Source organism: Alcanivorax sp. MD8A (assembly GCF_002888555.1).
GTDB lineage: Bacteria > Pseudomonadota > Gammaproteobacteria > Pseudomonadales > Alcanivoracaceae > Alcanivorax.
In genome coordinates this window covers 37,780-59,370 of record NZ_AQOQ01000018.1, presented here as the reverse complement: position 1 = coordinate 59,370, position 21,591 = coordinate 37,780, and the positions used below count along the sequence as shown (strand labels likewise).

The following is a 21,591-nucleotide window of genomic DNA, read 5'->3' as shown; positions in this document are numbered from 1 at the left end:
GATAGTCTATAACGATGACAGTGTGTAAGATCAGTGTTTTGTCGCTGTTGCGGGAATGGATGCCAATGAAAAAGTGGATTTTTGGTTTGGCTTTTTCTGTTTCGGTTTTGATTAATGTTGTTTTTATATTGGGGTGGATAGTAGACAGCCTTAATGCACCGTTTGATCGTGTAGGCAGGCTTCAGGAGAGCATTCCCTTGGCAAAGTTCGGGGATCAGTCAGGCGTTTATGTGACCCTGCCAGAGGGATTGGTCGTTCGTGACAGCTCGCCGAACTTTATTGCCGCGGCAGGTATGTTTGAGCCGTATCGCTTTCAAATAGAAATTACCAGCGATAGACAATTGGTGAATTGGGATGCTGACACAAGAGATGTTCCATATGGAGAGTATTACTCTGCAGATAGCTACTTCGATTTCGAAAAGGGTGAGTACTCCAGGAATCGACCATAGTCAGTCGCGCAAATAGGAGAGCTCTTGGATATTGAGTGTAAGGGAAAACAGGCAAGAAAAGATTGTCGTTGACTCTGCCCATGTCCTTTGCAGCATGAATATATCGTCCTCCAGGCAACCGGAATAGACCATGTTATTTCAGACGATACCCGTGCTTCGCATCTTTGATGTGGAGAAAGCAAAAGCCTTTTATCTCGATTTTCTCGGCATGAAGATGGATTGGGAGCACCGCTTCGGTGCGGATTATCCCGTTTATATGCAGGTGTCGAGGGGCGAGTTGGTGTTTCACCTGAGTGAGCATTCCGGCGATGGCTCACCGGGGACCAAGTTGTTCGTGAATACGGCGGATCTGGACGGGGTGTACCAGGACATCATGTCCAAAGGGTATCGGTACTGTCGCCCGGAAATTTCGGTTGCCCCTTGGGATAGTCGCGTGTTCGAAGTTGTAGACCCGTTTTCCAACCGGATTCTTTTTAGCGAAGGTTAGGGCTTCATGGCGCAGGATCCTTGGCGCTGTAACGCCACTCATAAAAAACCGCGCTAAGGCGCGGTTTTTTATGGGCAATGTTCTGATCTGGATCAGAAGCGACCGTTCAGGCCCAACCCGAGGTTGGTGACTTCATCGCCACTGCGGTCGACAACCCGCATGTATTCGACGCTGACGAACATGTTGTGGGTGATGGTGACATCCACACCAAGGCCGAGGGAGATGTCCTTGTAGTTTTCCCCGTCACTGCTACCGAAGCGGTTTTCTTCGGTGGTTTCCATGTAGGTGAGGCCGATAAGGCCATAAGGACGTACTGGCATGGTGTTGGGGAACTGGCCGCGGAAGTAGGCGCCGTAGTAGCGATCAATTTCCACGTCGACGCCGTTGGTCAGCTCGTCGTCACCCATGCCCAGGCCCAGTCGCAGTTCGCCGCCCAGGGTTTCATCCTTGTTGATCCAGCTACCGAATTTGAATTGCAGGGCTTCGGGTTTGGCACTGGCGGTGGTGTTGTCCGGTTCGATCTTGCTGCTGATGTAGTCGAGGCCGGCAAAGCCGCCTGCGTTGGCACAAAGGGGCAGTGCCAGGGTGGCGGCAATCAGGGCTTTCTTCATGTTGTCTCCCGCATGGTCTGTAGTAACAACGATGTCATGTGAGCGATTGTAGTGAAAAGCAGCGCGTTGAGCGACCGCGGAGAGATTGCGCCCCGGACGGGGCGCAATGGGAGGGATCAGTGCTTAGTGATCATGGTCGTGATCTTCACCTTCTTCATGGGCTTCGCCGAGGCCGGCCCAGGCCAGTGCCGCGGGCGGGAAGTTCAGGGCAAGGGGGGATTCCACGCTGCCTTCCTCGAGATGTACGACAACAATGGACTGGTTCCCCGCATCGGATAGAAAGGCGTGAGCGGGTTCACCGGCGACGGTCATGGAAACGCGACTGCCGTGGCCGCTGGCCGGCGGCGCCGCGCTGGCAGGGTCAATGGCGTCTTCAACGTGGGCGTGCTCGCTCCAGTCGGCGGTATCGATGATGCGCAGGTCGCCAGCATCATCCAGCAGCACCAGGTGCTCGCCATGGGGATCCAGGCTGTGGTTATCCAGGGTCACTGCCGCTCCTTCGGTCCAGTCCAGCTCGGTTACGCCTGCCGTTTCAGGATCAATGATCAGGATGCGGTCACCTGCGTAGCCAACGAACTCTGCCAGTTCATGATGGCTGTCGAAGCTGCCGACGCGTTCGCTGCCGGTGAGGCCAAGGGTGGCGTTGGTCACATGTTGGGCAGTGAAGTTCTCGCCGTCCTGATGAACGATCAGTACGCCATCGCTGCAGCCAAAGATGGAGTACTCCTCATTGGAGCCCGCACCGTGAAGATCCGGGCAATCCAGGCTGAGCGTATCTTCCTTGTGATAGTGATCGTTGTGCTGGTGGTAGACGTCTACCTTTTCCGGCAGGCCAGAGGCGGCGGTACGGAATGTGGCCAGCAGGATGTCGCCACGGGGTTCGGCTACGCCATGATGAGCGCTGTCCAGGGTCTGACTGGCTACGCTGCTGGCTGACTCAAGGGTGTCGTCGGTGAGAACGTCCACTTCGGCCATGAGACTGCTGCCCGCATCTCCATCGTAGAACAGGGCCGCTTGTTCGCCATGAACGCGATAGTGGGTGGGTGCGGGGCCCGACAAGGTGCCGGCGAAGCCGGGTGCCACCTCGTCTACGTGATCGTCATGGTAGTACAGACCGCCATCAATAATCTGAACCTGATTGGCTGTTCTCTGCAGCGCAAGTACAAACCGCTTTCCAGGGCTGGTGTAAAGCGCGCTGGGGGCGTTATCCAGAGCCAGGGAGCCGGGCAGAAGTGCGCCTTCCTCAAGGTCATAGACGTACAACTGGTCGCCAGCGCCATCACGGGAGGCGATGACCAGCCGGCCGGGATGTTCGCTGCTGGCGTGGTCATGTTCGTCTTCGGCGCTTCCCAATGAGCTGGTGCCCGTTTCATTACAGCCAGCCATCGCCAATACGACGGCCAGTGACAGGGGCAGGGCGGCGTGGTGTTTCAGGTTTTTCATCATGCGTTGCATGGTGTTCTCCAATTCGGTGTTGTCGTGCCTGGCGGATAAAGGCGCCCGGCAGGTTGCCGTTGTGATATGCGGCGTCAAAATTCGATGCGGGTGCCTACCGTGAGATTGCGACCCGGTTCCGGCACGGTGCTGGCCAGGAAGGAGGCGTGATTGAATACCTCTTCGCCAAGCAGGTTGTTGCCCCGCACAAAGAAGGTGTAACGCTGGTCACCCCGCAGGCGGTAGCTGAGGGTGGCGTTCACCATGTCGTAGGAGGGGGTCGTTTCCTCGAAGCCTGCGATCTGGTCCTGGGCAAAGCTGCGGTAGAATTCGAGCTCGCCGTCGAAGTGACCCACATAGGTATTTAGGCGGGTGCCCAGTCGCTTGGCGGGAATACGTGGCAGGTAGCCGCCATCATCGAAGGTGGCGCGGACCATGTCGCCGAACACAGTGACGCCCAGCGGCTCAATGCCGTAGTAACTCACTGAGGCTTCTGCGCCGGTAAAGGTGGCATCGCGCTGGCTGTACTTGATCAGCCGGAAGTCTTCCTGCTGGTCCAGAGTACGGGCATAGATGTAATTGTTGATCCGGTTCTCAAACACGCCCAGATCAAACAGCCAGTCGCCTTCTGTTTTACGCAGATTCAGGTTGGCGCCGAGGCTGACTTCATCATCCAGGTCACGAAGGCCGCCACCGCAGTCGCTGAGCAGGCCGCACTCGTAGGTGTTGGTGGCCAGGTGCACACCATCGGCATACAGCTCTTGTGCTGAGGGCGCGCGACCAGAATGGGTTGCCGACAACACCAGTTCATAGCCGGGGGCAAAGCCCCAATTAGCCGCACCGGAAAAGGATGCATTGTCAGCAGTCACTTTCGCCAGCGGCTGGCCGTTGCGCACATCCGGTGTCTGCGTCAGGTGTTCTTGACGAGCGCCCAGCTCAAATGACCATTGTTCGTTGAGGGTGTATTCCTCTACCAAAAAGACCGCAAGGGATTCGGTTTCTGTTTTGGGTACGAAGGCTTCTGCGCCCAACGAGCTGAAGTCAAAGCGGGTGTACTGCATACCGACGACGCCACGCCAGTTGCCAAAGGGATTGTGTTCCACCTCCAGGCGAGCGTCTCCGCCTTTGTTGGTGAAGGTGCTGCCAATAACGCCCTCTTCAATTTCATGATGGCGATAGTCGGTGTGGTTACCACGAAAACGAATGCTGGCAATCCCATCGAACGGATTCTGGTATTCCCCACGGGCATCTACCCGGCGGCTGGCCAGGTCCACATAGGGCACAATCTCGTCATGGTCATGAGTGTGATTATGGCCGCCAGTGGGGCAGTCCAGCACGGTGCCGTTTGCCTGACATTCCTCGAACTCGTGACTGTGACCTGGCAAACCATAGTTGTCGCGGCGATAGCTGTACGCCATGCCGAAATAGCCTTGATCGCCTACCCAGGAGGCGCCGATGCTGCCGTTGTCACTTTCCGCATAGGTGCCGGGAACCGTCAGGCTCTCAAACCCGTTCACTTCATAGTCGTCGGCGTCGCGACGACTGCCTTCCACCCGGAAGACCAGGTGATCGGTGGCTGAGAACGTCACGCCAGCAGCGGTGGCATTTTCATCTGCCGCCGTATTGGCTCGGGCGCCCACGAAGCCCTCCACGCCATCGCGGGGGCGCTGGGTGGGGATGCGATTATCCAGCACATTCACAACACCACCGCTGGCGCCGCTGCCATACAGCAGGGTCGAGGGACCCCGCAGGACTTCGACCTGCCTCGCCAGCATGGGGTCGACAGTCACGGCGTGATCCGGGGAGATGGTGGAGGCGTCGAGCACCTGGGAACCATCATTGAGCACACCCACACGAGGGCCGCCCTGACCACGGATGACCGGGCGGCTGGCGCCACCACCAAAGGTGTCGCTGTGTACACCGGGCTGGTCTTTCAGGGTTTCCCCAAGGGTGTCCTCGCCTTTCTGGGTGAGGGCTTGCTGGTCCATCACCGAGTAGGGCGTGCTTGGGCTGTCACTGCCCAGGGGCAGAGCGGAAACGTCGACTTTCTTCAGCTCATGGACGTCGTCGCTGTTGCTATTCGTATTGCTGTCAGTGTCGGCCATTACAGCTGCGGGTGTGCACAACACCGCAGCGACGCACCCGGCCAGGGTCAGGCGTCGAAAATTCATGGTTACCTCTGTCTTTACCGTTCATGCAGGGCATGAGGACGGCGCAGTGCCTTGCGAGCATGCGCACGTCGGATTAGCCGACGCCTCGATCGCAGGCAGAAAGTGCCCGTGTAATGGGAGGCTGTCGGGTGAATCAGTACGGTTCAGACGGTGGTCGGGGGGCCACGAGGAGGATGCTGAGTGCGCTCATTACGTCGCAGCGGTGCAGAGATCGGCGTTGACGGTGCGTGTGCCGCCCGCTCCGCCAGAGGAGGGAAATAAAAGGTGGGCAAGGCCAGCAGGCCATGGCCGTGGGTGCAGACCTGACAGTCTGCGGAAGCCAGTAGCTCCTGACTCGGGCCGTGGCTGTCAGCAAGGATATGCGACGGCGCATGCCAGGCCAGCAGCAGCTGGGCGAAGAACAGCGACAGTATCAGTGACAGCGGCAGGGCACGATGACGGAGACTCATTGGGCTCCCTCGCGGGGTTCACCGGGTTCCGTGCCAGGCACGTAATCGAAACCGCCGGGGTGCCAGGGGTGGCACTTGCAGATCCGCTTAGCCGAGAGAGTGCCGCCACGCACAGCGCCATGCAGCTCAACCGCCTGCTTCGCGTAATGCGAGCAGCTCGGATAGAAGCGGCATTGGTTGCCTGTCCAGGGGCTCAGCACTTTCTGGTATACCCAGATAATGCCAAGCAGCAGCGATTTCACGGAGCGTAATCCTGATTTGTTAGGTTATAACATGTTTGTAAAAAAGCATGATAAAGCCTGAAGCACCGGACTTTCCAGTTTTCCTTGCAGTCGTATTTATACCTTCAAGTTTAAAGGAGTATGACATGGAAGCGTCAGGAACCTCGAAATGGCTAACGGCAGGCTTGTTGGCTGGCAGCATGATGTTGGCCCCCCTTGCCCATGCAGCGGGCTGGGAACCGGTGAAAGAGGGGCAGGGGCGCACGGAGGTAAGCACTTACGAGAAGGCGGTGGACGATAGCCCGGTGAAGGCCTTCCGGGGCGTCACTGAGGTCAAGGCGCCGGTGCTCAGTGTGTTGGCGGTCATGGCCGATGCGCAAGCCTGTGCCGAATGGTTGTATCAATGCCAGTCGTTGGAATTACGTGACAATGATCAGGCCTATATCCGCTTCAAGGGCATTTGGCCGGCAAAGGACAGGGATGCCCTGATTCAGACCGAGACGACACAGGACCGTGACGGCGGTGCCATTACGCTCGCCTCCCACAAGGTGGATGGTGAGCCGGAGCACGATGGCTATGTGCGTGTGGCGGCCTTGCGTGACCGCTTTGTGCTGACGCCACTGGAAGATGGCTGGACCCGTATCGAGTTCGAGACCTTTATCGATCCGGGCGGCAATGTGTCGTCGGTGGCCAATGTGATTTCCGACCAGGCACCGAAGGAAACATTGCAAGGTTTGCGCAAGCTGGCAGGTAGTGACGCCTACCAGGGGGCCAAACTCGACCAGGCTTTGGTGCGCTATCCCGAGCTTAAGGGCATGACACTGCCGGAGAGTCATCAGCCTGAGTGAACTCGCCTGATAACGGTGTCATGTGCTCAATGTTGCAGCGGCCAACCGGGCCAATCTGGTAGCCGCGGCTTGTCTCTGTGATGCTGCCGGGCATACTGCCCGGCGCATTTCGACGCAGGAGAGAGAATAGTGAGAGCGTTGTTTCTGGCTCTATTGGTAGTGACTGGCCCGCTGTGGGCTGAAGACTGGAAGACAACCCACCAGGGGCAGGAACGGGGGGACATTTCCACCTATGCCCGCGAGGTGGACAATAGCCCGGTGAAGGCGTTCAAGGGCATTGTGGAAGTGAAGGCCTCCATGGCGTCGGTGCTGGCGGTGCTGACCGGGGTAGACAACTTTGGCGAGTGGATTTTCCAGATCAAGGGCGCAGAGCGGTTGACGGCCGATCACAAGGAGCGTATTCACATGCGTTTCAAGGGCATCTGGCCGGTTTCCGACCGGGATGTGGTGCTGGCCAATACGCTCAGCCAGGAAGAGGATACTGGCTCGGTTACCCTGCATAGCGTGAATGCCGAAGGGTATCTGGGCAAGCAGGACGGGTTTGTTCGTATTCCGGCTCTGGACAACCAGTTCGTGCTGACTCCCATGGGGGATGGCTGGGTGCGTGTCCAGTTCGAGACTTTCGTGGATCCCGGTGGCAGTGTGCCTGTCTGGCTGGCCAATCTGGTGGCGACCCGTGCCCCGTACGAAACCCTGGAAGGTCTGAAGGAACAGCTGCAGAAGCCGCGCTTTGCCAATGCGCGCCGTGAAGATCTGCCGGCTCTGCCGGGAATGGATCAGTTGGAGTTGTGAAAGCGGCTGTCAGCTATGAGCCATGAGCCATGAGCTGTGAGGAAAAGCTACAAGCTACAAGCTGCAACGCGACAGAGAGGCTGCAGTGGCTTCAACTCGAAAGGCCGCGCCCAGACACCGGGTGCGGCATTTTTCGTTATGTGAAAACCCGCCGCAGGCGCCGGACTGCTGGCGATTACCCTACAGAGCCCTGCCCAAGCCAGATAGGCCATGCTCCCACACCCCCCCTCTTAACGCGGCCGCTTTGCCTTCCGGCTTACCCCACCCCACCCGCGTTGTAGCTTGCAGCTTGTAGCTTTTCCTCACAGCTCATAGCTGACAGCTGAAAGCTAATCTCACCGACTCCAGCGTGTCCCTTCGCGGGTGTCTTCCAGCTGGATACCGGCGTTGGTGAGTTGCTCGCGAATCTCGTCGGCGCGGGCAAAGTTCTTGTCTTTCTTGGCCTGGGTGCGTTCTGCTACCAGGGCATCGATTTCGTCGTTGCTGAGGCCATCCTCGCTGACATTCTTGTTCTGGAACCAGGCGGTAGGCTCGACAGTGAGCAGGCCGAGCAGGTCGGCGGCGGCCAGCAATTCGGCTTTCAGCTTTGGTTTGTCGGCCAGCTCGGCCTTGTTCAGTTCGCCGGCAATGGCGTGCAGGGCACTGACCGCTTCCGAGGTATTCAGGTCGTCCTTCAGGGCGTCCAGTACCGGGTGGTTATCAGGCAGCTGGTAACCGGCTTCAGGTTCCACGGTTTCACCTCGGCCGAGCAGGGCGTAGTAGAGGGTATCCAGCCCTTTCTCGGCGTTTTCCAGTACATCGGCAGAGAAGTTCAGAGGTGAACGGTAGTGGCTGGACACCAGCGCAAAGCGCAGGGTCTCGCCGTGGTACTGGGTCAGCAGTTCACGCACCAGGCGGAAGTTGCCCAGTGACTTGGACATCTTTTCGCCGTCGATGTTGATGTAACCGTTGTGCATCCAGTAACGCACGTAATCGGTGCCATGGGCGCAACAGCCCTGGGCGATTTCGTTCTCGTGGTGCGGGAAGATCAGGTCCTGGCCGCCACCATGAATATCAATCACATCCCCCAGATGCTTGTGGATCATGGCAGAGCACTCGATGTGCCAGCCGGGACGGCCACGGCCCCAGGGGGAGTCCCAGCCCGGTTGCTCATCCGTGGAGGGTTTCCACAGGATGAAGTCGCCGGGGTGACGCTTGTAGTCCGCGACTTCTACCCGGGCACCGGCCAGCATGTCTTCCAGTTTGCGGCCAGAGAGCTTGCCGTAGTCGGGCATGGATTCCACCGCGAACAGCACCTGGCCATCGGCCTCGTAAGCATGGCCTTTTTCCACCAGCGTCTCGATCATCCGGATCATCTCGGGAATGTGATCGGTGGCTTTGGGGATGATGTTCGGTGTCTTGGCATTGAGGGCGGCCATGTCGTCGAGGAAAGCCGCGCTGAAACGCTCGGTGAGGGCGCTGATGTCTTCGCCGTTTTCCGCTGCTGCCGTGATGATCTTGTCATCAATGTCGGTGATGTTGCGGGCGTAGGCCACCTCGGGATACAGCCGCTGCAGCAGACGATAAAGCACGTCGAATACCACCACCGGGCGGGCATTGCCGATATGGACGAAGTTGTAGACCGTGGGGCCACACACATAAAGGGTAATGCGGTTGGGGTCCAGCGGAATGAAGTCGTCCTTTTGCCCGGTCAGGGTGTTATGCAGCTTGAGGCTCATTTTTTATAAAGCTCTTTCGGATCGATGATCGGCGATTTGTCGATGGTCACGCTATCGGTGTCGGCTTTCCAGTAGAAACAGTCGCGGCGGCCGGTATGGCAGGCGGGGCCGGTTTGATCCACGCTGACCAGCAAGGTGTCAGCGTCGCAGTCGATGCGCAGTGCTTTCAGCATTTGCATCTGGCCAGAGGACTCGCCCTTGCGCCAGAGCTTGCCGCGGGAACGGGAGAAGTAGCAGACGCGCCCGGTCGCCAGGGTTTCCTCGATGGCATCGCGGTTCATCCATGCCATCATCAGAACTTCGCCGGTGTCATGCTGTTGGGCAATGGCAGGAACCAGCCCCTCGGCGTTGTACTTGAGGTGGTCCAGGGCATCTTTCAGGGAAAGCTGAAAGCCTTCGGGCTGGTGTTCGTTGTCTTTGAACATGGCTGATCCAGTCTGAGGTCGGACGCCGGGCGCCGGACGCTTAAAACATGAAACCCCGATGCGTCGGGGTTTCGCGTCAGACGTCAGACTTCCGACGTCCGACCGTTAGATCGGCAGACGGGTAGCCGCCGCCAGGTTGGCTACGGCCTCGTCCAGGGCGACAGTTTCGGTCGCCTGTGAGCCCAGACGGCGAATGGCCACCTGCTGCTCTTCTTCTTCCTGTTTGCCGAGCACCAGAATCACCGGCACCTTGGCGCGGGAGTGTTCGCGCACCTTGTAACCGATTTTCTCGTTACGCAGATCCATTTCCACGGTCACGCCGGCGGCTTCCAGTTTGGCTTTCACTGTTTCGGCATAGTCATCGGCGGCGTTGGTAATGGTGGCAATCACCACCGGTACCGGGGCCAGCCACAGCGGCAGGTGGCCGGCGTGGTGCTCGATGAGGATACCGATAAAGCGTTCCATGGAACCCACGATGGCGCGGTGCAGCATGATCGGGCGCTGGCGCTGGGAATGTTCATCCACGTATTCCGCATCCAGACGCTCAGGCATCATGGGATCGAACTGCACGGTGCCCATCTGCCAGGCACGGCCGATGGAGTCCTTCAGGTGGTATTCGATCTTGGGTCCGTAGAAGGCGCCTTCGCCAGGCAGCTCTTCCCACTGAACGCCCGCATTGCTCAGGGCTGCCCGCAGGCCGTTTTCGGCCTTGTCCCACGCTTCGTCGGTGCCGATGCGTTTTTCCGGGCGCAGGGCCAGTTTTACCGAGATATTCTCGAAGCCGAAATCCGCATAGACCGCCATGGCTTGCTTGTGGAAGGCGGTGACTTCGTCTTCTACCTGATCTTCGGTACAGAAAATATGGCCATCGTCCTGGGTAAAGGCGCGTACCCGCATGATGCCATGCAGCGCACCTGACGGTTCATTACGGTGGCAGCCTCCGAACTCCGCGTAGCGGATCGGCAGGTCACGGTAGCTGTGCAGGGCAGCGTTGTAGATCTGGACATGGCCCGGGCAGTTCATGGGCTTCACCGCGTAGGTCCGTTTTTCGGATTCGGTGAAGAACATGTTTTCCTGGTAGTTGTCCCAGTGGCCGGAGCGCTTCCACAGGCTCACGTCCATGATCTGCGGACCCCGTACTTCCTGGTAGCCGCTGTCGCGGTATACCTTGCGCACGTATTGCTCGACCTTCTGCCAGATGGCCCAGCCGCGGGGGTGCCAGAACACCATGCCCGGGGCTTCTTCCTGCTGGTGGAACAGGTCCATTTCCTTGCCCAGCTTGCGGTGATCGCGCTTGGCGGCTTCCTCAAGCTGTTTGAGATAGGCATTCAGTTCTTTCTTGTCGCGCCAGGCGGTGCCGTAGATGCGCTGCAGCTGGGCTTTGGTAGCATCACCGCGCCAGTAGGCGCCGGCGACCTTGGTCAGCTTGAAGCCATCACCCAGTTTGCTGGTGCTGGGCAAGTGCGGGCCACGACACAGGTCGATGAAATCGCCCTGGCGGTAGAGGCTCACTTCCTGATCGGCGGGCAAATCGCGAATGATTTCTGCCTTGAACTCTTCGCCCTTGTCGAGGAAGAACTGCACGGCTTCGTCGCGGTCCCAGACTTCACGCCGTATTTCCTCGTTGCGGCGCACAATCTCTTGCATGCGCTTTTCAATGGCCTTGAGGTCTTCCGGGGTGAACGACTCTTCGCGATGGAAGTCGTAATAGAAGCCATTTTCGATGGTCGGGCCAATGGTCACCTGGGTGTTCGGAAACAGTTCCTGCACCGCTTCGGCCATGACGTGGGCAGCATCGTGACGGATCAGCTCAAGAGCGTCGTCGGTGTCACGGGTGACAATTTCCACCGTGGCACCTGCTTCGATAGGCAGATACACGTCGATCAGGTTGCCGTTGGCCTTGGCGGCCAGGGCCTGTTTGGCGAGTTTTTTGCTGATGCGCTCGGCGATCTCCAGGGCGGAGGCCGGCTGATCAAACTCCATGGTTGCCCCATCGGGCAGTTGGTAGCTCACACTCATGGGTGACAAGGAATCCAGGTGATTGGCTCGGAACCGGCAGATGGTAGGCAATCAGGCTTTGCGCTTCAAGGCGTTAAGCATGATAGCGAGCGCCTGTCGGCGATTATTCGACGTATGGCGGGGCCCGGTAGGCAGCAGATCCGGGTTTTGCCTGAATGAAAGCACCGCCTTATGCTTGATACAGGCCGGTTGCCGCGATGTGGCCGGTATGAATGGATGATATACGGGAGCTGGATAGCCCATGACCACGCCTGTGCCGCAAACGCAGACGACAGCTGATGAGTCCCTGTTGCCCCGCCTGCTGAAGGTGGCACAGCATCTCAGTGAACAAAAAGATGTGCCGCGCCTGCTGGACGCGCTGTTACGGGAAGCCTGCTACCTGTGTGGTGCCGATGCGGGAGTGGCCTGGCTGTACGATGATGCCCGAGAAGGGGAAGGCTTGCGGTGCCTGTGTCGGGCGCCGGGCGCGGCGCAGTTTCGCGAGGCCTCCCGTTGGTTCCGTCCTCTGGACGCGGGCGGGCTGGTAGAGGCCTGCTTTCAGGTGGGCGAGCCCCAGACGGTGGTGCTGGACAAGCAGCCGTTGGCGGAGCCGGACCGCACCGTGCTGGAAACGCTGGTCCCGGATGCCCAGGCCCTGCAATTGTGGCCGCTGTATAACCACGAAGGGCGTGTCACCGGGGTGTTGCAACTGCTGTATCGCAAAGCGGTCCCCCGTAACCTGCAACGGCTTGAACACGGTCACCTGATTTTCCAGTCGATGTTGACCTATGGCGGCATTGCACTCAGTAACCTTAGCCAGGTGCAGGAGCTCAAGGAGCTGCTGGATGCCTTTATCAAGGTGTTGGCCCAGGCCATTGATGCCAAGAGTCCCCATACCAGTGCCCATTGTCAGCGTGTTCCGGTGATTACCGAACTATTGGCGCAGGCGGCTTGTGACGATGAGGGCAATTTCGCGGACTTTCAGCTCGATGAGGAAGGCTGGTACGAGTTGCATGTAGCCGCGTGGCTACATGACTGTGGCAAGCTGGCGACCCCCGATTCGGTGCTCGATAAATCCACCAAGCTGCATACTCTGCACGACCGTATTGATGAAGTGGCCAGCCGCTTTGCCACCCTGAGGGCAGAAATCCGTTTCCAGTATGAAAAGGAAAGTCTGCAGACCCCTGAGCTGGAGCCTTCCTTGCGCGAGCGCATGGAGCAGGAAATCGATGCGCTGACCGCCGATCTCGCTTTTCTGGAGCGGATCAACCGGGGGGGCGAGCGCATGCCGCCGGACGACCAGCAGCGAGTAAAGGATATGGCCCAGCGAACCTGGACCGATGCCTGGGGCCAGAGCCGCCCGTTGTTGACCGAGGATGAGGTGAAAAACCTGTGCATCCCCCGCGGCACGCTCACCCCGGAGGAGCGGCAGATTATCAATGGCCATATGGATGTGACCCTGGATATGCTGGGCTCTCTGCCGTTTCCGGCCAAGCTGAAACGGGTGCCGGAATACGCCGGTGGCCATCACGAAAAAATGGACGGTACCGGTTTTCCGCTGGGGCTAACCCGCGAGCAGATGTCCATTCCTGCCCGAATCATGGCGATCGCCGATGTGTTTGAGGCGCTGACCGCCAAGGAACGTCCCTACAAGACGCCGTTGAAACTCAGTGAGGCGCTGGCGATCATGCAGCGCATGCGCGATAACCACCATCTGGATCCCGACTTGTATCAGCTGTTTATCCATTCCCGGGTGTGGCGCCGTTATGGCGAAATGCATCTGGACCCGGTACAGCTGGATGTGGAGGATGGCTCGGCCTTTGGCTAACTGGCTCGCGCTGGAGGCTGAACGGCAAAGTGGGAGCGGTCGTCCGACCGTGATTGCTGCGGCCGGCTCCTTATTCGCGGTGGAATCACTGCTCCCACAGTTCGGCTGCCCCCGCCCCGCTGTGGGAGCTTGCTTGCAAGCGATGTGGCATCGGGAATGCTCTATCGCCAGCGTGCTGGCTCCCTCATTGGCTTCGCCGCCAGGGTGGGTAAAGATTGTTGTGTCGGTGTATCTATCTGGAGACAGAATTGCAAAGCATGAAAATACTTGCCGTGCTGGCGGCATTGCTGCTGGTGAGTCCCGCCTTCGCCGGCGACTGGCTATTGTCCCTGAACGGTGAGCGCACCCAGGGCACACTGTTGCGCGGGCAGGTGGCGCCGGGAGTCTCCGTGTCCTTGGCTGGCAAATCGGTGCGAACCACGGGTGACGGTTTTTTTGCGGTCGGTTTCGGCCGCGATGCGGCGTTGGAACAGACTCTGGTTTTGCAAAAGGGGGAGGCGACTCAGCAAGTGTCGGTAACCCTGAGCCAGCGTGAGTACGACATCCAGCGTGTGGAAGGGGTGCCCCAGCGGACGGTGGAGCCTCCCCCGGAGGCAGTGCTCAAACGTATTCGTCGCGAAGCCGCAGGTATCAAAGCCGCCAGAGCGACGGATTCTGACAGCGAATCGTTCCTGACGAATTTCCAGTGGCCGTTGACCGGGCGAATCAGTGGCGTGTATGGCAGCCAGCGGGTCTACAACGGCAAGCCGGGCCGCCCCCATTACGGCGTCGATGTGGCCCGTCCCACCGGCACGGTGGTGGTTGCCCCGGCCGATGCGGTGGTGACCCTGGTCCAGAACGATAACTACTACTCCGGTGGCACCCTGATTCTGGATCATGGCTATGGGGTCTCGTCCACCATGATTCATTTGAGTGAGGTACTGGTAGAAAAAGGCCAGACCGTCAAGCAGGGCGACCCGGTTGCCAAAGTCGGCGCCACCGGCCGCGCCACGGGCCCCCACCTGGACTGGCGACTCAACTGGTTTGAGGAGAAGCTGGATCCGGTGACGGTAGTTCCACAGATGAATTAATAGTTAATAATGAATAATTAATAACGTCGCGAGACGGTTTTTCATGTTTTGCAACGCATGAGGCCGCGCCCAGAGTTTGGGCGCGGCCTCATTGCTTGGTATGAAGACAAGAGCTGCTCGCGCAGCTATTAATTATTCATTATTAACTATTAATTAAGCATCTCTACCAGCCCCTGGTTGCTCATCAGCGCCACCCGGTTACGGCCTGCGCCTTTGGCCTGGTAGAGGGCTTCGTCGGCGAGCTTGAGGAGTTCGGCACCGTTGTCGGCCTGGCCGTCTGAGCAGGCGACGCCGACGCTGATGGTGACCACCTGGCTGATGCGAGAGCCGCTGTGAGGCAGGCCCAGTTGCTCGACGCGGTTGCGCATGCGCTCGGCAAAAACCAGGGCATCGTTGAAACTGGAGTCGGTCAGCACGATCACAAATTCTTCGCCGCCGTAGCGGGCGACGAAGTCTTTTTCTGCCTGCACCATGGACAGAGGAACGCTGGAGACTTTCTTGAGGCACTCATCGCCGGCGGGGTGACCATAGGTGTCGTTGTACTGCTTGAAGAAATCAATATCGAACAGCATCAGCGTTACCCGTTCCGGGGCTTCCGGGCTCTGTTGCTTGAGCAGGTGATAAAGGTGGTTCAACCGCGATTCCATGCCGCGACGGTTGATACAGCCGGTCATGCCATCCACGGTGGCCTGGTTTTCCAGAATCAGGTTGGCAGAGTGCAGTTCGTCCCTGTGCTGGAAGAGCACATGTTCTGACAGGAAGTGCTGACGAAGCAGCCGTTCATACACGTACTGGCCAAACAGGCTCATGCTGGAAAATGCCAGCGTTACCAGCATCAGCGTCAGCGGCTCGAATGCTACCGGGGTTGGGTCCAGCAGCATGGTGGCACAGAGTACAATCAGCATGGCCAGCGAGCACCCTAACGCCTGATAGAAGGGCACGCGGATCAGGGTGCAAATCATGATCACGGCCATCGGTGTATGCAGATAGAAGGTGTAGGCCAGCGGGTGATCAACCGTGTAACCGAGGTAGTTCCCGGTGAGAGCAATGGTAATGCCCAGAGTGAGAGTGGCGGGGTGCAACCATTCTCGCCAGCGGAGGTTGCGGGCCAGGAGCAGGCAGCCGCCAGTGAGCATCAGGGTGAACAGACGTGGGCGCCAGGAACTGGCAATAATTTCGGCACCGACCAGCGATTCCACCAACATGGCGCAGGCAAGCAGGACACCAATCAGCAGGAAGGCGCCCGGTGCGACCTTGGCAACAGACGCTCGAAAATAAAGCCGAAAATCTTTTTCCAGTGCCTTGGGCAGGCGCAAGTGCCAGGGCAGCGAAATATCGCTGCCAGTGGGCAAGGGGTTAGGGGACTGTGTTGCCGTCACGCCGGGCCGGGCTCCTGTTCGTTCCGTGAAGTTGCCATTGCCATGGTATCGCAAGCGCTGCCCGACAGCATAAATTGTTTTCCCGGCGGCTCCCTGCCGGGATAAAAGGGCAGGGAGTATCCGTTAGTCCAGCAAGGCCAGCAGTGCCTGTTGCTTGGCAACGGGAAGCTGGCGAAAGCGTTCAAGAAGAAACGCTTCTTCCGATCCTTGCGGAACGGCGGCCTCACCCTGCGGCAAGGTGGAGGGCCAGTTGCCCAGGCTGTGTTCAAGCCGGGCGATGATTTCTGCATTCATGCTGCGGTGGCTGTGATTCGCCGCCGTCGACACTTGTGCACGCATTCCGCAAGGGAAGCGCACCACGAACTTCTCGGTTCGCGTGGTGGCGCTGTTCGTCATAGTAACCTCTGAGTCATTCCCGTTGGCCTGATGCTTGGCTGCCTTTGCGGTATGCAGGGCTGTCGACTACGCCAGCGGGAAAGGGGTAAACAGGGAAAATTGTCTCACCAGGGGACAGAGGGAACGAGTTTCACGCTTGTATTACCGTTCCGCGCTGTCCTCAACAGGTGTTCAACACCTTACGCATTTTTTTGATTTCAGGCGATACTGGCAGCTTGCTATTAGTGGAAAGGGCGACTTGGTTAACACATGAGGTGAGAGGCGGAAGCTCGCTGCACCATCGTGTAGCGACACTGCCCGGAAATAGTTCGGGCCGGGGGGCTGAACGGGGTGTTAGAATCCATTTCAATGATGTGGATTTGATAGGTTATTCAAGCGATGAATATTGCTAGCGCGGACCTGAACCTGCTCAAGTACCTGGATGTGCTGTTGCGTGAGCAAAATGTGACCCGGGCCGCCGAGCAGCTGGGTATTACCCAGCCAGCCATGAGCAATTCACTGAAGCGCTTGCGGGAAATGTTTGGCGACCCCTTGTTGATTCGTACCAGCGAAGGAATGACGGCTACGGAGAGGGCCCAGGAACTGCGGCCGCTGGTGCGGCAGATTCTGGCCCAGGCTGAGCAGCTGTTCGTCCCGGAAGATGTTTTTCGGCCAGAGGCCAGCCGCAGGGTGTTCCGGATCATGACCAGCGATTATGCCGAGGCGACCCTGGTGCCGCATATTGTGCGGCGGCTGCGGGCCGAGGCGCCGGATGTGGTGCTCGACTTTCTTACTCCCTCGGATGTGAGCTACCAGGACATGGAACAGGGCCGGGTGGACATGGCGGTGAACCGGTTCAACGAGATGCCGGGGTCTTTCCATCAGGTGAATCTCTGGAAAGACTCCTTTTCCTGCCTGCTAAACCGGGATAATCCCATCGCAAAGGATTTCAATCTGGAGAGTTATCTGTCTGCCCAGCATATCTGGGTATCGAAAACCGGGTTTGGTGTTGGCTTTGGTATGAATCCGGAGAAACTGGGTGGGCTGGGCTGGATTGATCATGCCCTGGAGCTGCTGGGTAAAAGTCGCAAGATCAGTATCTTTACCCGCCACTACCAGATGCCTGCCTTGCTGGCGATGAACAATGACCTGGTCGCCACCTTGCCGTCCCGGGTGGCGAAAATGCAGGCACAGAACCCCCGGCTGCTGATCAAGCAGCCGCCATTCGATATTCCGGAGTTCGAGCTGAAGATGGCGTGGTCGTCATTGTTGCACCACAACGTGGCTCACCGTTGGCTTCGTCGGCTCATTCAGGAAGAAGCCGAAAGCATTCTCTCGCAGGAGTAATCGGCCGGCCGCCACGCTGATCCCTTTTCCCTCTTGTCTGCAGGAGCCATGCTGGCGATCCGTCAGGATGCGCTCCTGGCTTCTGCAGACAGGCCCTAGATCACGGCAGAACCGGTCAGCCAGCCCGACTGGGTTCGGCCGGGCAGATCCTCGCCCGCTTCGGCGATGGCCCCTTTGCCAACCCCTTCGAAGGCACGTACCCGGAAGTGTTTGCCGGGTGCCTCTACCGCAAGCTGCTCGGCAATGTGGGCGGCCAGTTGCTCCACAGTCGAGTCTGTGTCGATCAGGTAGCAGTGATCTTCCGGGATCACCAGCTCAAAACGCCCCTGCGGTGCGTCGTACCGGAACCGATGATGGGGAATCTCATCGATGTAGTAGGTCCCTTCCAGGTCGTCTTCCGTGCCGATATAGATATCTTCCCAGCGGTCGGCCCAGAGCTTTTCCCAGTACCGGCTGCGGCGGCCATTTTCAAAGATATGGATGCTGGAGCGGTGGCCATGAGCGATACGCTGACAGTTGCCGTCGTGCTTCTTCAGGCCATGGGAATAGTGGTAGTAGGGAGCGGTACCGGTGTCTTCCTCGCGCAGAATGACGCGAACCTCTGCGACATTCTCGGGCACGACACTTTGTACCAGCTCCATCAGGTACAAGGTCAGGCTGGCCTTGGAGACTTCCGGGCCGGACATCAGCAACAGGCTTTCGCTGGGCACCACCATGCGAATCGTGCCGCCCCGGTATTGCCACTCAAGACTGGTGTTGTTGTCACGCTCGGCCACGGAGACCTGTTCACAATCCATCGGCACCAGCAGTCGGTGATCCACGTTGTCGTCGATGATGCGTTTGATGGATTTCTTGATGTGGCCAAAATCGAACACCATGCCCTGATGGTCCAGATCGCCACTTAATTCCAGGTCAACCAGCCAGGATTCCCCGATCATGCCGCGTTTGGGGTGCAGGTAGGAAAAATCTGCAACGGTCAAATTTTCAACAAAGAGTGTCGCCATGCTGTCCCGGTTGATCAAAGATGGATTCAGAGAGCACTATAATGCCACCATTCTGACCCGCCGCTAAGGTGATCGTCACCGTATTGGGTTATTTTCCGTGCAGTTATCGTACGAGCTGTGAACCGGGGCACACCGGATACTCAGTGAAGTGCACATCCTGCGGGTAAATGTCCCGTCGCTGGGGGCGTGCTAACCAGGAGAGATTCACACCATGGCTGAAACCCTGTTCTCCAAGATCATCGACCGGGAGATTCCCGCCGACATCATTTTCGAAGACGACCAGTGCCTTGCCTTCCGGGACATCAATCCCCAGGCGCCGACGCACTTTCTGGTCATTCCCAAAAAGCCGATTCCCAAATTGTCGGATGCCGAAGCCGAAGATGCGTCGCTGCTGGGGCATTTGCTGTTGATCGCCAGCCAGGTTGCCAAACAGGAAGGGCTGGAAGATTTTCGTCTGAATGTGAACAACGGAGCCGGCGCCAGCCAGACCGTTTTCCATCTTCACGTGCACGTACTGGGCGGCCGTTCCTTCAACTGGCCGCCGGGCTGAATCCTGCCGCGGGCCCGGTGTGAGTATTCACTGGGCACGCTCCGTGCAGTGTCATGAATTATCTGGCGCACCTTTCTCTGGCCAAGCCCTCCGTGCCTTCCAAGGTGGGCAATGTGCTGGGTGATTTCCTGCGTGGCGTGGACCGTTCAGCCCTGTCTGGTCCGGTGGCACGGGGGTTGGCCAATCACCTGCTGGTGGACCGCTTTACCGATGACCACCCCTGGGTCGTGGCCCAGCGGCGAGGCTTTTCTGCACAACGCAGGCGATTTGCCGGGGTGGCACTGGATGTGTTGTTTGATCATTTTCTGTGGCAGCACTGGTCGGATTTTCATGCGGAGCCACGCGAGGAAGCCATTGCGCAGCACTACCGGGACCTGGAAGCGGGCTTGCCGATGATGCCGGCGACCATGCGCCCCCGGATGGAAGGGCTGCTGGAGCATGATCTGCTAAACCGGTACGTCCGCCTGTCGCAGGTGGGAGAAGCCCTGGATGCCATCGCGGCCAGGATCCGTTTTGCGAACCCGTTTGCCGGAATGGTCGAGGAAATCGAACCGCGTTATGAAACGCTGGAAGCCGGGTTTCTGGTGTTTTACCCGCAGTTGCGTGAGGCGGTAGAGCAGGCAGCCCTTGAGCTGCCTGTATCACCTGAACGGCTATAGCGCGGGCAGGCCCAGTTCCGCCATGGTGTCGTAATAGAGGGTGTCTGCCAGCTTGCGGTTGCGGGCCAGTGGCGAACGCATGGCGGGTTTGAAATTGGCAAAGTACTCACCGCTGATGCCGGCATATTGTGGATCGAGGGCCAGGCTCACGGGCAGGCGGGCGGCCTTTTCCGGGGTGGTCAGTGTGGGCTTGATCAGCGCCATGATGGGTTTGGGCACATGCCGGAAAATGGGGGTGTCCACTCCGCCGGGGTGCAGGGCGTTGCTGGTGATGCCCAGTTCCTGGAGCCGATCTGCCAGCACATTGCTGAACAGGATGTTACCCAGCTTGGATTGTCCGTAGGCATCCATCACCAGGTAGGGTTTGCGGCCCCGCCAGGTTTTCTTGTTGATGCGCCCCAACCAGTGAGCCACAGACGCCAGATGCAGGATGCGGGGCTGTTCCCCCTTTTGCAGCAGTGGCAGCATCAAGTGGGTAAACAGCACGGGCGCCAGATAGTTGACCCCGAACTGCATTTCATAGCCATCCCGGGTGTACTCCTGCCGGGTCGGTACCACGCCGGCATTGTTGATCAGCACATCAATGGCGCCCAGCTCACGATAGAGGCTGGCTGCGCTGTCACGGACATTTTCCAGGTCAGACAGGTCCAGCGGAAACAGGCGTACGCCGGCATTGGGATAGCGGTTCTTGATGCGGGCAACGGCGGATTGGCCCTTGCTGATATTCCGGCAGGCCAGAGTCACGTCGGCCCCCTGTGCTGCCAGCTGTTCCGCGGTGCAAAGCCCGATACCTGAATTGCCACCCGTGATCAGTACCCGTTTGCTCATGGAGAGTGTTCCCTGTGGTTGTCATCCGTGGCGACAGGGTAACAGTCTGGCGACATCTGTAACGTGCTGCTGGGGCCAATTCCTGCCTCTTGTTGCTGGATCCAGTCAATAATGCGCTGCGCGGTAGCCTGCCACTGATTGCCTTGCAGCAGCAGGTGAGGGGCTTGTGGCTGAAACTGCCAGCACAGATGGGGGTCAAAATGCCTGCGCAGGGCATCGATACCGGCTTGCGGCACCGTGTTGTCCTTGCCGCCGTAGAGCAGCATCACGGGTAACTCGGGGTAAGCCGGGCTGGAGGCCTGGTTGCTGGCGGTATCGGCCAGTTGAATGAGCCCCCAGTAGGTGTCCAGCCTGACCTGTCGCATGACCAGGGCATCGCGGGCCAGCCGCCGGGCATTGGCAGGGGCCAGAGACGGGTCGTCCGGGTCACGGCTTACGGTGACGCGGTAACCGGGTGCGATAGCGGCGACGGTAGCGATGGCGGCATTCCAGCCGTAGCGCAAGCGGATGCCTTCTCGCACCGCCGGGGCGGCCAGCACCAGCCCGGCGACTTTGTCAGGGCGCTGTTGTGCGGCCAGGATGGCGACTGCGCCGCCCATGCTTTCACCCAACACGAACACCGGTCGTTGGTAGGCTTGGTAAAGATGATCGATGCGTTGTACCGCATCCTCGACCAGCCGTTGTTCCCCTGGCCAGTGGCCCTGCTGCAGGCGTGAACCAAAACCGGCCTGATCATAACTGTCCAGCAGCAGGCCGGCCTCGGCAAAGCGCGGACGCAGTTGATCAAAGGCGGCGTGGTAGTCGCCGAAACTGTGCAGGGCCAGCACCACGCCACGGGGCGGTTGATCTGCCTCCCACGACGTCAGTGTTGGCTCGATGGGCGTGCGGGTCTCCACATAGGCCTGCTGACTGCAGGCGCTGTACAAAGGCAACACCATAATGAAAACC

General features: G+C 58.8%; 22 protein-coding genes. 9 read left to right on the top strand and 13 right to left on the bottom strand.

The window, feature by feature from the left end; genetic code table 11:
• The first annotated feature begins 65 nt into the window (after positions 1-65).
• Positions 66-449: a hypothetical protein gene (locus A15D_RS10880; RefSeq protein ID WP_146026872.1), complete on the top strand. Its 384-nt coding sequence runs from the start codon at positions 66-68 to the stop codon at positions 447-449.
• A gap of 130 nt (positions 450-579) precedes the next feature.
• A complete protein-coding gene (locus tag A15D_RS10875; RefSeq protein WP_102791952.1) occupies positions 580-936 on the top strand; it encodes a glyoxalase superfamily protein in 357 nt (118 codons plus the stop codon).
• Between the two features lie 92 nt (positions 937-1,028).
• On the opposite strand, the gene A15D_RS10870 is transcribed toward A15D_RS10875, so the two are convergent.
• The 5 genes from A15D_RS10870 to yidD all read right to left on the bottom strand — a co-directional run bounded on the left by A15D_RS10870 (position 1,029) and on the right by yidD (position 5,843).
• A complete protein-coding gene (locus A15D_RS10870; protein ID WP_102791951.1) occupies positions 1,029-1,547 on the bottom strand; it encodes an outer membrane beta-barrel protein in 519 nt (172 codons plus the stop codon).
• A 123-nt stretch (positions 1,548-1,670) separates the two neighbouring features.
• Positions 1,671-3,002 (bottom strand): hypothetical protein, encoded by a 1,332-nt coding sequence (locus A15D_RS10865; protein ID WP_102791950.1) that lies wholly within the window; start codon positions 3,000-3,002, stop codon positions 1,671-1,673.
• 74 nt (positions 3,003-3,076) lie between these two features.
• The gene (locus A15D_RS10860) at positions 3,077-5,152 is read right to left on the bottom strand and encodes a TonB-dependent receptor (RefSeq protein ID WP_102791949.1); all 2,076 of its coding nucleotides are present in this window, start codon (positions 5,150-5,152) and stop codon (positions 3,077-3,079) included.
• 143 nt (positions 5,153-5,295) lie between these two features.
• Positions 5,296-5,601: a hypothetical protein gene (locus A15D_RS10855; RefSeq protein ID WP_102791948.1), complete on the bottom strand. Its 306-nt coding sequence runs from the start codon at positions 5,599-5,601 to the stop codon at positions 5,296-5,298.
• Positions 5,598-5,843, bottom strand: a complete 246-nt coding sequence (gene yidD / locus A15D_RS10850) for a membrane protein insertion efficiency factor YidD (RefSeq protein WP_102791947.1) — start codon at positions 5,841-5,843, stop codon at positions 5,598-5,600. Before yidD ends, A15D_RS10855 begins: the two co-directional genes overlap by 4 nt.
• Before the next feature lie 125 nt (positions 5,844-5,968).
• On the opposite strand from yidD, the gene A15D_RS10845 reads away from it, so the two are divergent.
• Positions 5,969-6,670, top strand: a complete 702-nt coding sequence (locus tag A15D_RS10845; protein WP_102791946.1) for an START domain-containing protein — start codon at positions 5,969-5,971, stop codon at positions 6,668-6,670.
• 129 nt (positions 6,671-6,799) lie between these two features.
• The gene (locus A15D_RS10840; RefSeq protein ID WP_233192202.1) at positions 6,800-7,462 is read left to right on the top strand and encodes an START domain-containing protein; all 663 of its coding nucleotides are present in this window, start codon (positions 6,800-6,802) and stop codon (positions 7,460-7,462) included.
• A 335-nt stretch (positions 7,463-7,797) separates the two neighbouring features.
• Here the strand turns inward: A15D_RS10840 and cysS are convergent, their stop codons facing one another.
• From cysS to thrS, 3 genes are all read right to left on the bottom strand, one after another.
• Positions 7,798-9,180, bottom strand: a complete 1,383-nt coding sequence (cysS, locus tag A15D_RS10835; RefSeq protein WP_102791944.1) for a cysteine--tRNA ligase — start codon at positions 9,178-9,180, stop codon at positions 7,798-7,800.
• On the bottom strand, positions 9,177-9,605 hold the full coding sequence (gene hisI / locus A15D_RS10830) for a phosphoribosyl-AMP cyclohydrolase (RefSeq protein WP_102791943.1): 429 nt from the start codon (positions 9,603-9,605) through the stop codon (positions 9,177-9,179). The genes cysS and hisI overlap by 4 nt, the downstream gene beginning before the upstream one ends.
• Before the next feature lie 105 nt (positions 9,606-9,710).
• On the bottom strand, positions 9,711-11,624 hold the full coding sequence (gene thrS / locus A15D_RS10825) for a threonine--tRNA ligase (RefSeq protein ID WP_102791942.1): 1,914 nt from the start codon (positions 11,622-11,624) through the stop codon (positions 9,711-9,713).
• A 241-nt stretch (positions 11,625-11,865) separates the two neighbouring features.
• Between thrS and A15D_RS10820 the strand changes: the two genes are divergently transcribed.
• A complete protein-coding gene (locus A15D_RS10820; protein ID WP_102791941.1) occupies positions 11,866-13,431 on the top strand; it encodes an HD-GYP domain-containing protein in 1,566 nt (521 codons plus the stop codon).
• Between the two features lie 257 nt (positions 13,432-13,688).
• The gene (locus A15D_RS10815; RefSeq protein ID WP_102791940.1) at positions 13,689-14,501 is read left to right on the top strand and encodes a M23 family metallopeptidase; all 813 of its coding nucleotides are present in this window, start codon (positions 13,689-13,691) and stop codon (positions 14,499-14,501) included.
• A 149-nt stretch (positions 14,502-14,650) separates the two neighbouring features.
• On the opposite strand, the gene A15D_RS10810 is transcribed toward A15D_RS10815, so the two are convergent.
• Together A15D_RS10810 and A15D_RS10805 are read right to left on the bottom strand one after the other, a co-directional pair.
• Positions 14,651-15,880 carry a diguanylate cyclase gene (locus tag A15D_RS10810; RefSeq protein ID WP_102791939.1) on the bottom strand — a complete coding sequence of 410 codons (1,230 nt, stop codon included), beginning with the start codon at positions 15,878-15,880 and terminating at the stop codon, positions 14,651-14,653.
• A 123-nt stretch (positions 15,881-16,003) separates the two neighbouring features.
• Entirely contained in the window at positions 16,004-16,276 is a 273-nt protein-coding gene (locus tag A15D_RS10805; RefSeq protein WP_102791938.1) for an Arc family DNA-binding protein, read from the bottom strand.
• 378 nt (positions 16,277-16,654) lie between these two features.
• On the opposite strand from A15D_RS10805, the gene A15D_RS10800 reads away from it, so the two are divergent.
• Positions 16,655-17,602, top strand: a complete 948-nt coding sequence (locus A15D_RS10800) for a LysR family transcriptional regulator (protein WP_102791937.1) — start codon at positions 16,655-16,657, stop codon at positions 17,600-17,602.
• 95 nt (positions 17,603-17,697) lie between these two features.
• Here the strand turns inward: A15D_RS10800 and A15D_RS10795 are convergent, their stop codons facing one another.
• A complete protein-coding gene (locus A15D_RS10795; RefSeq protein ID WP_102791936.1) occupies positions 17,698-18,606 on the bottom strand; it encodes a 6-carboxytetrahydropterin synthase in 909 nt (302 codons plus the stop codon).
• A 211-nt stretch (positions 18,607-18,817) separates the two neighbouring features.
• Here A15D_RS10795 and A15D_RS10790 point away from each other — a divergent pair, with 211 nt between their 5' ends.
• Together A15D_RS10790 and A15D_RS10785 are read left to right on the top strand one after the other, a co-directional pair.
• Positions 18,818-19,156, top strand: a complete 339-nt coding sequence (locus A15D_RS10790; protein WP_102791935.1) for a histidine triad nucleotide-binding protein — start codon at positions 18,818-18,820, stop codon at positions 19,154-19,156.
• Positions 19,157-19,209: 53 nt separating this feature from the next.
• Positions 19,210-19,815, top strand: a complete 606-nt coding sequence (locus A15D_RS10785; RefSeq protein WP_102791934.1) for an ACP phosphodiesterase — start codon at positions 19,210-19,212, stop codon at positions 19,813-19,815.
• Here A15D_RS10785 and A15D_RS10780 read toward each other — a convergent pair.
• Positions 19,810-20,643 (bottom strand): SDR family oxidoreductase, encoded by an 834-nt coding sequence (locus A15D_RS10780; protein WP_022983718.1) that lies wholly within the window; start codon positions 20,641-20,643, stop codon positions 19,810-19,812. The genes A15D_RS10785 and A15D_RS10780 overlap by 6 nt on opposite strands.
• Positions 20,640-21,581 carry an alpha/beta fold hydrolase gene (locus tag A15D_RS10775; protein ID WP_102791962.1) on the bottom strand — a complete coding sequence of 314 codons (942 nt, stop codon included), beginning with the start codon at positions 21,579-21,581 and terminating at the stop codon, positions 20,640-20,642. The genes A15D_RS10780 and A15D_RS10775 overlap by 4 nt, the downstream gene beginning before the upstream one ends.
• Between the last annotated feature and the right edge of the window lie 10 nt (positions 21,582-21,591).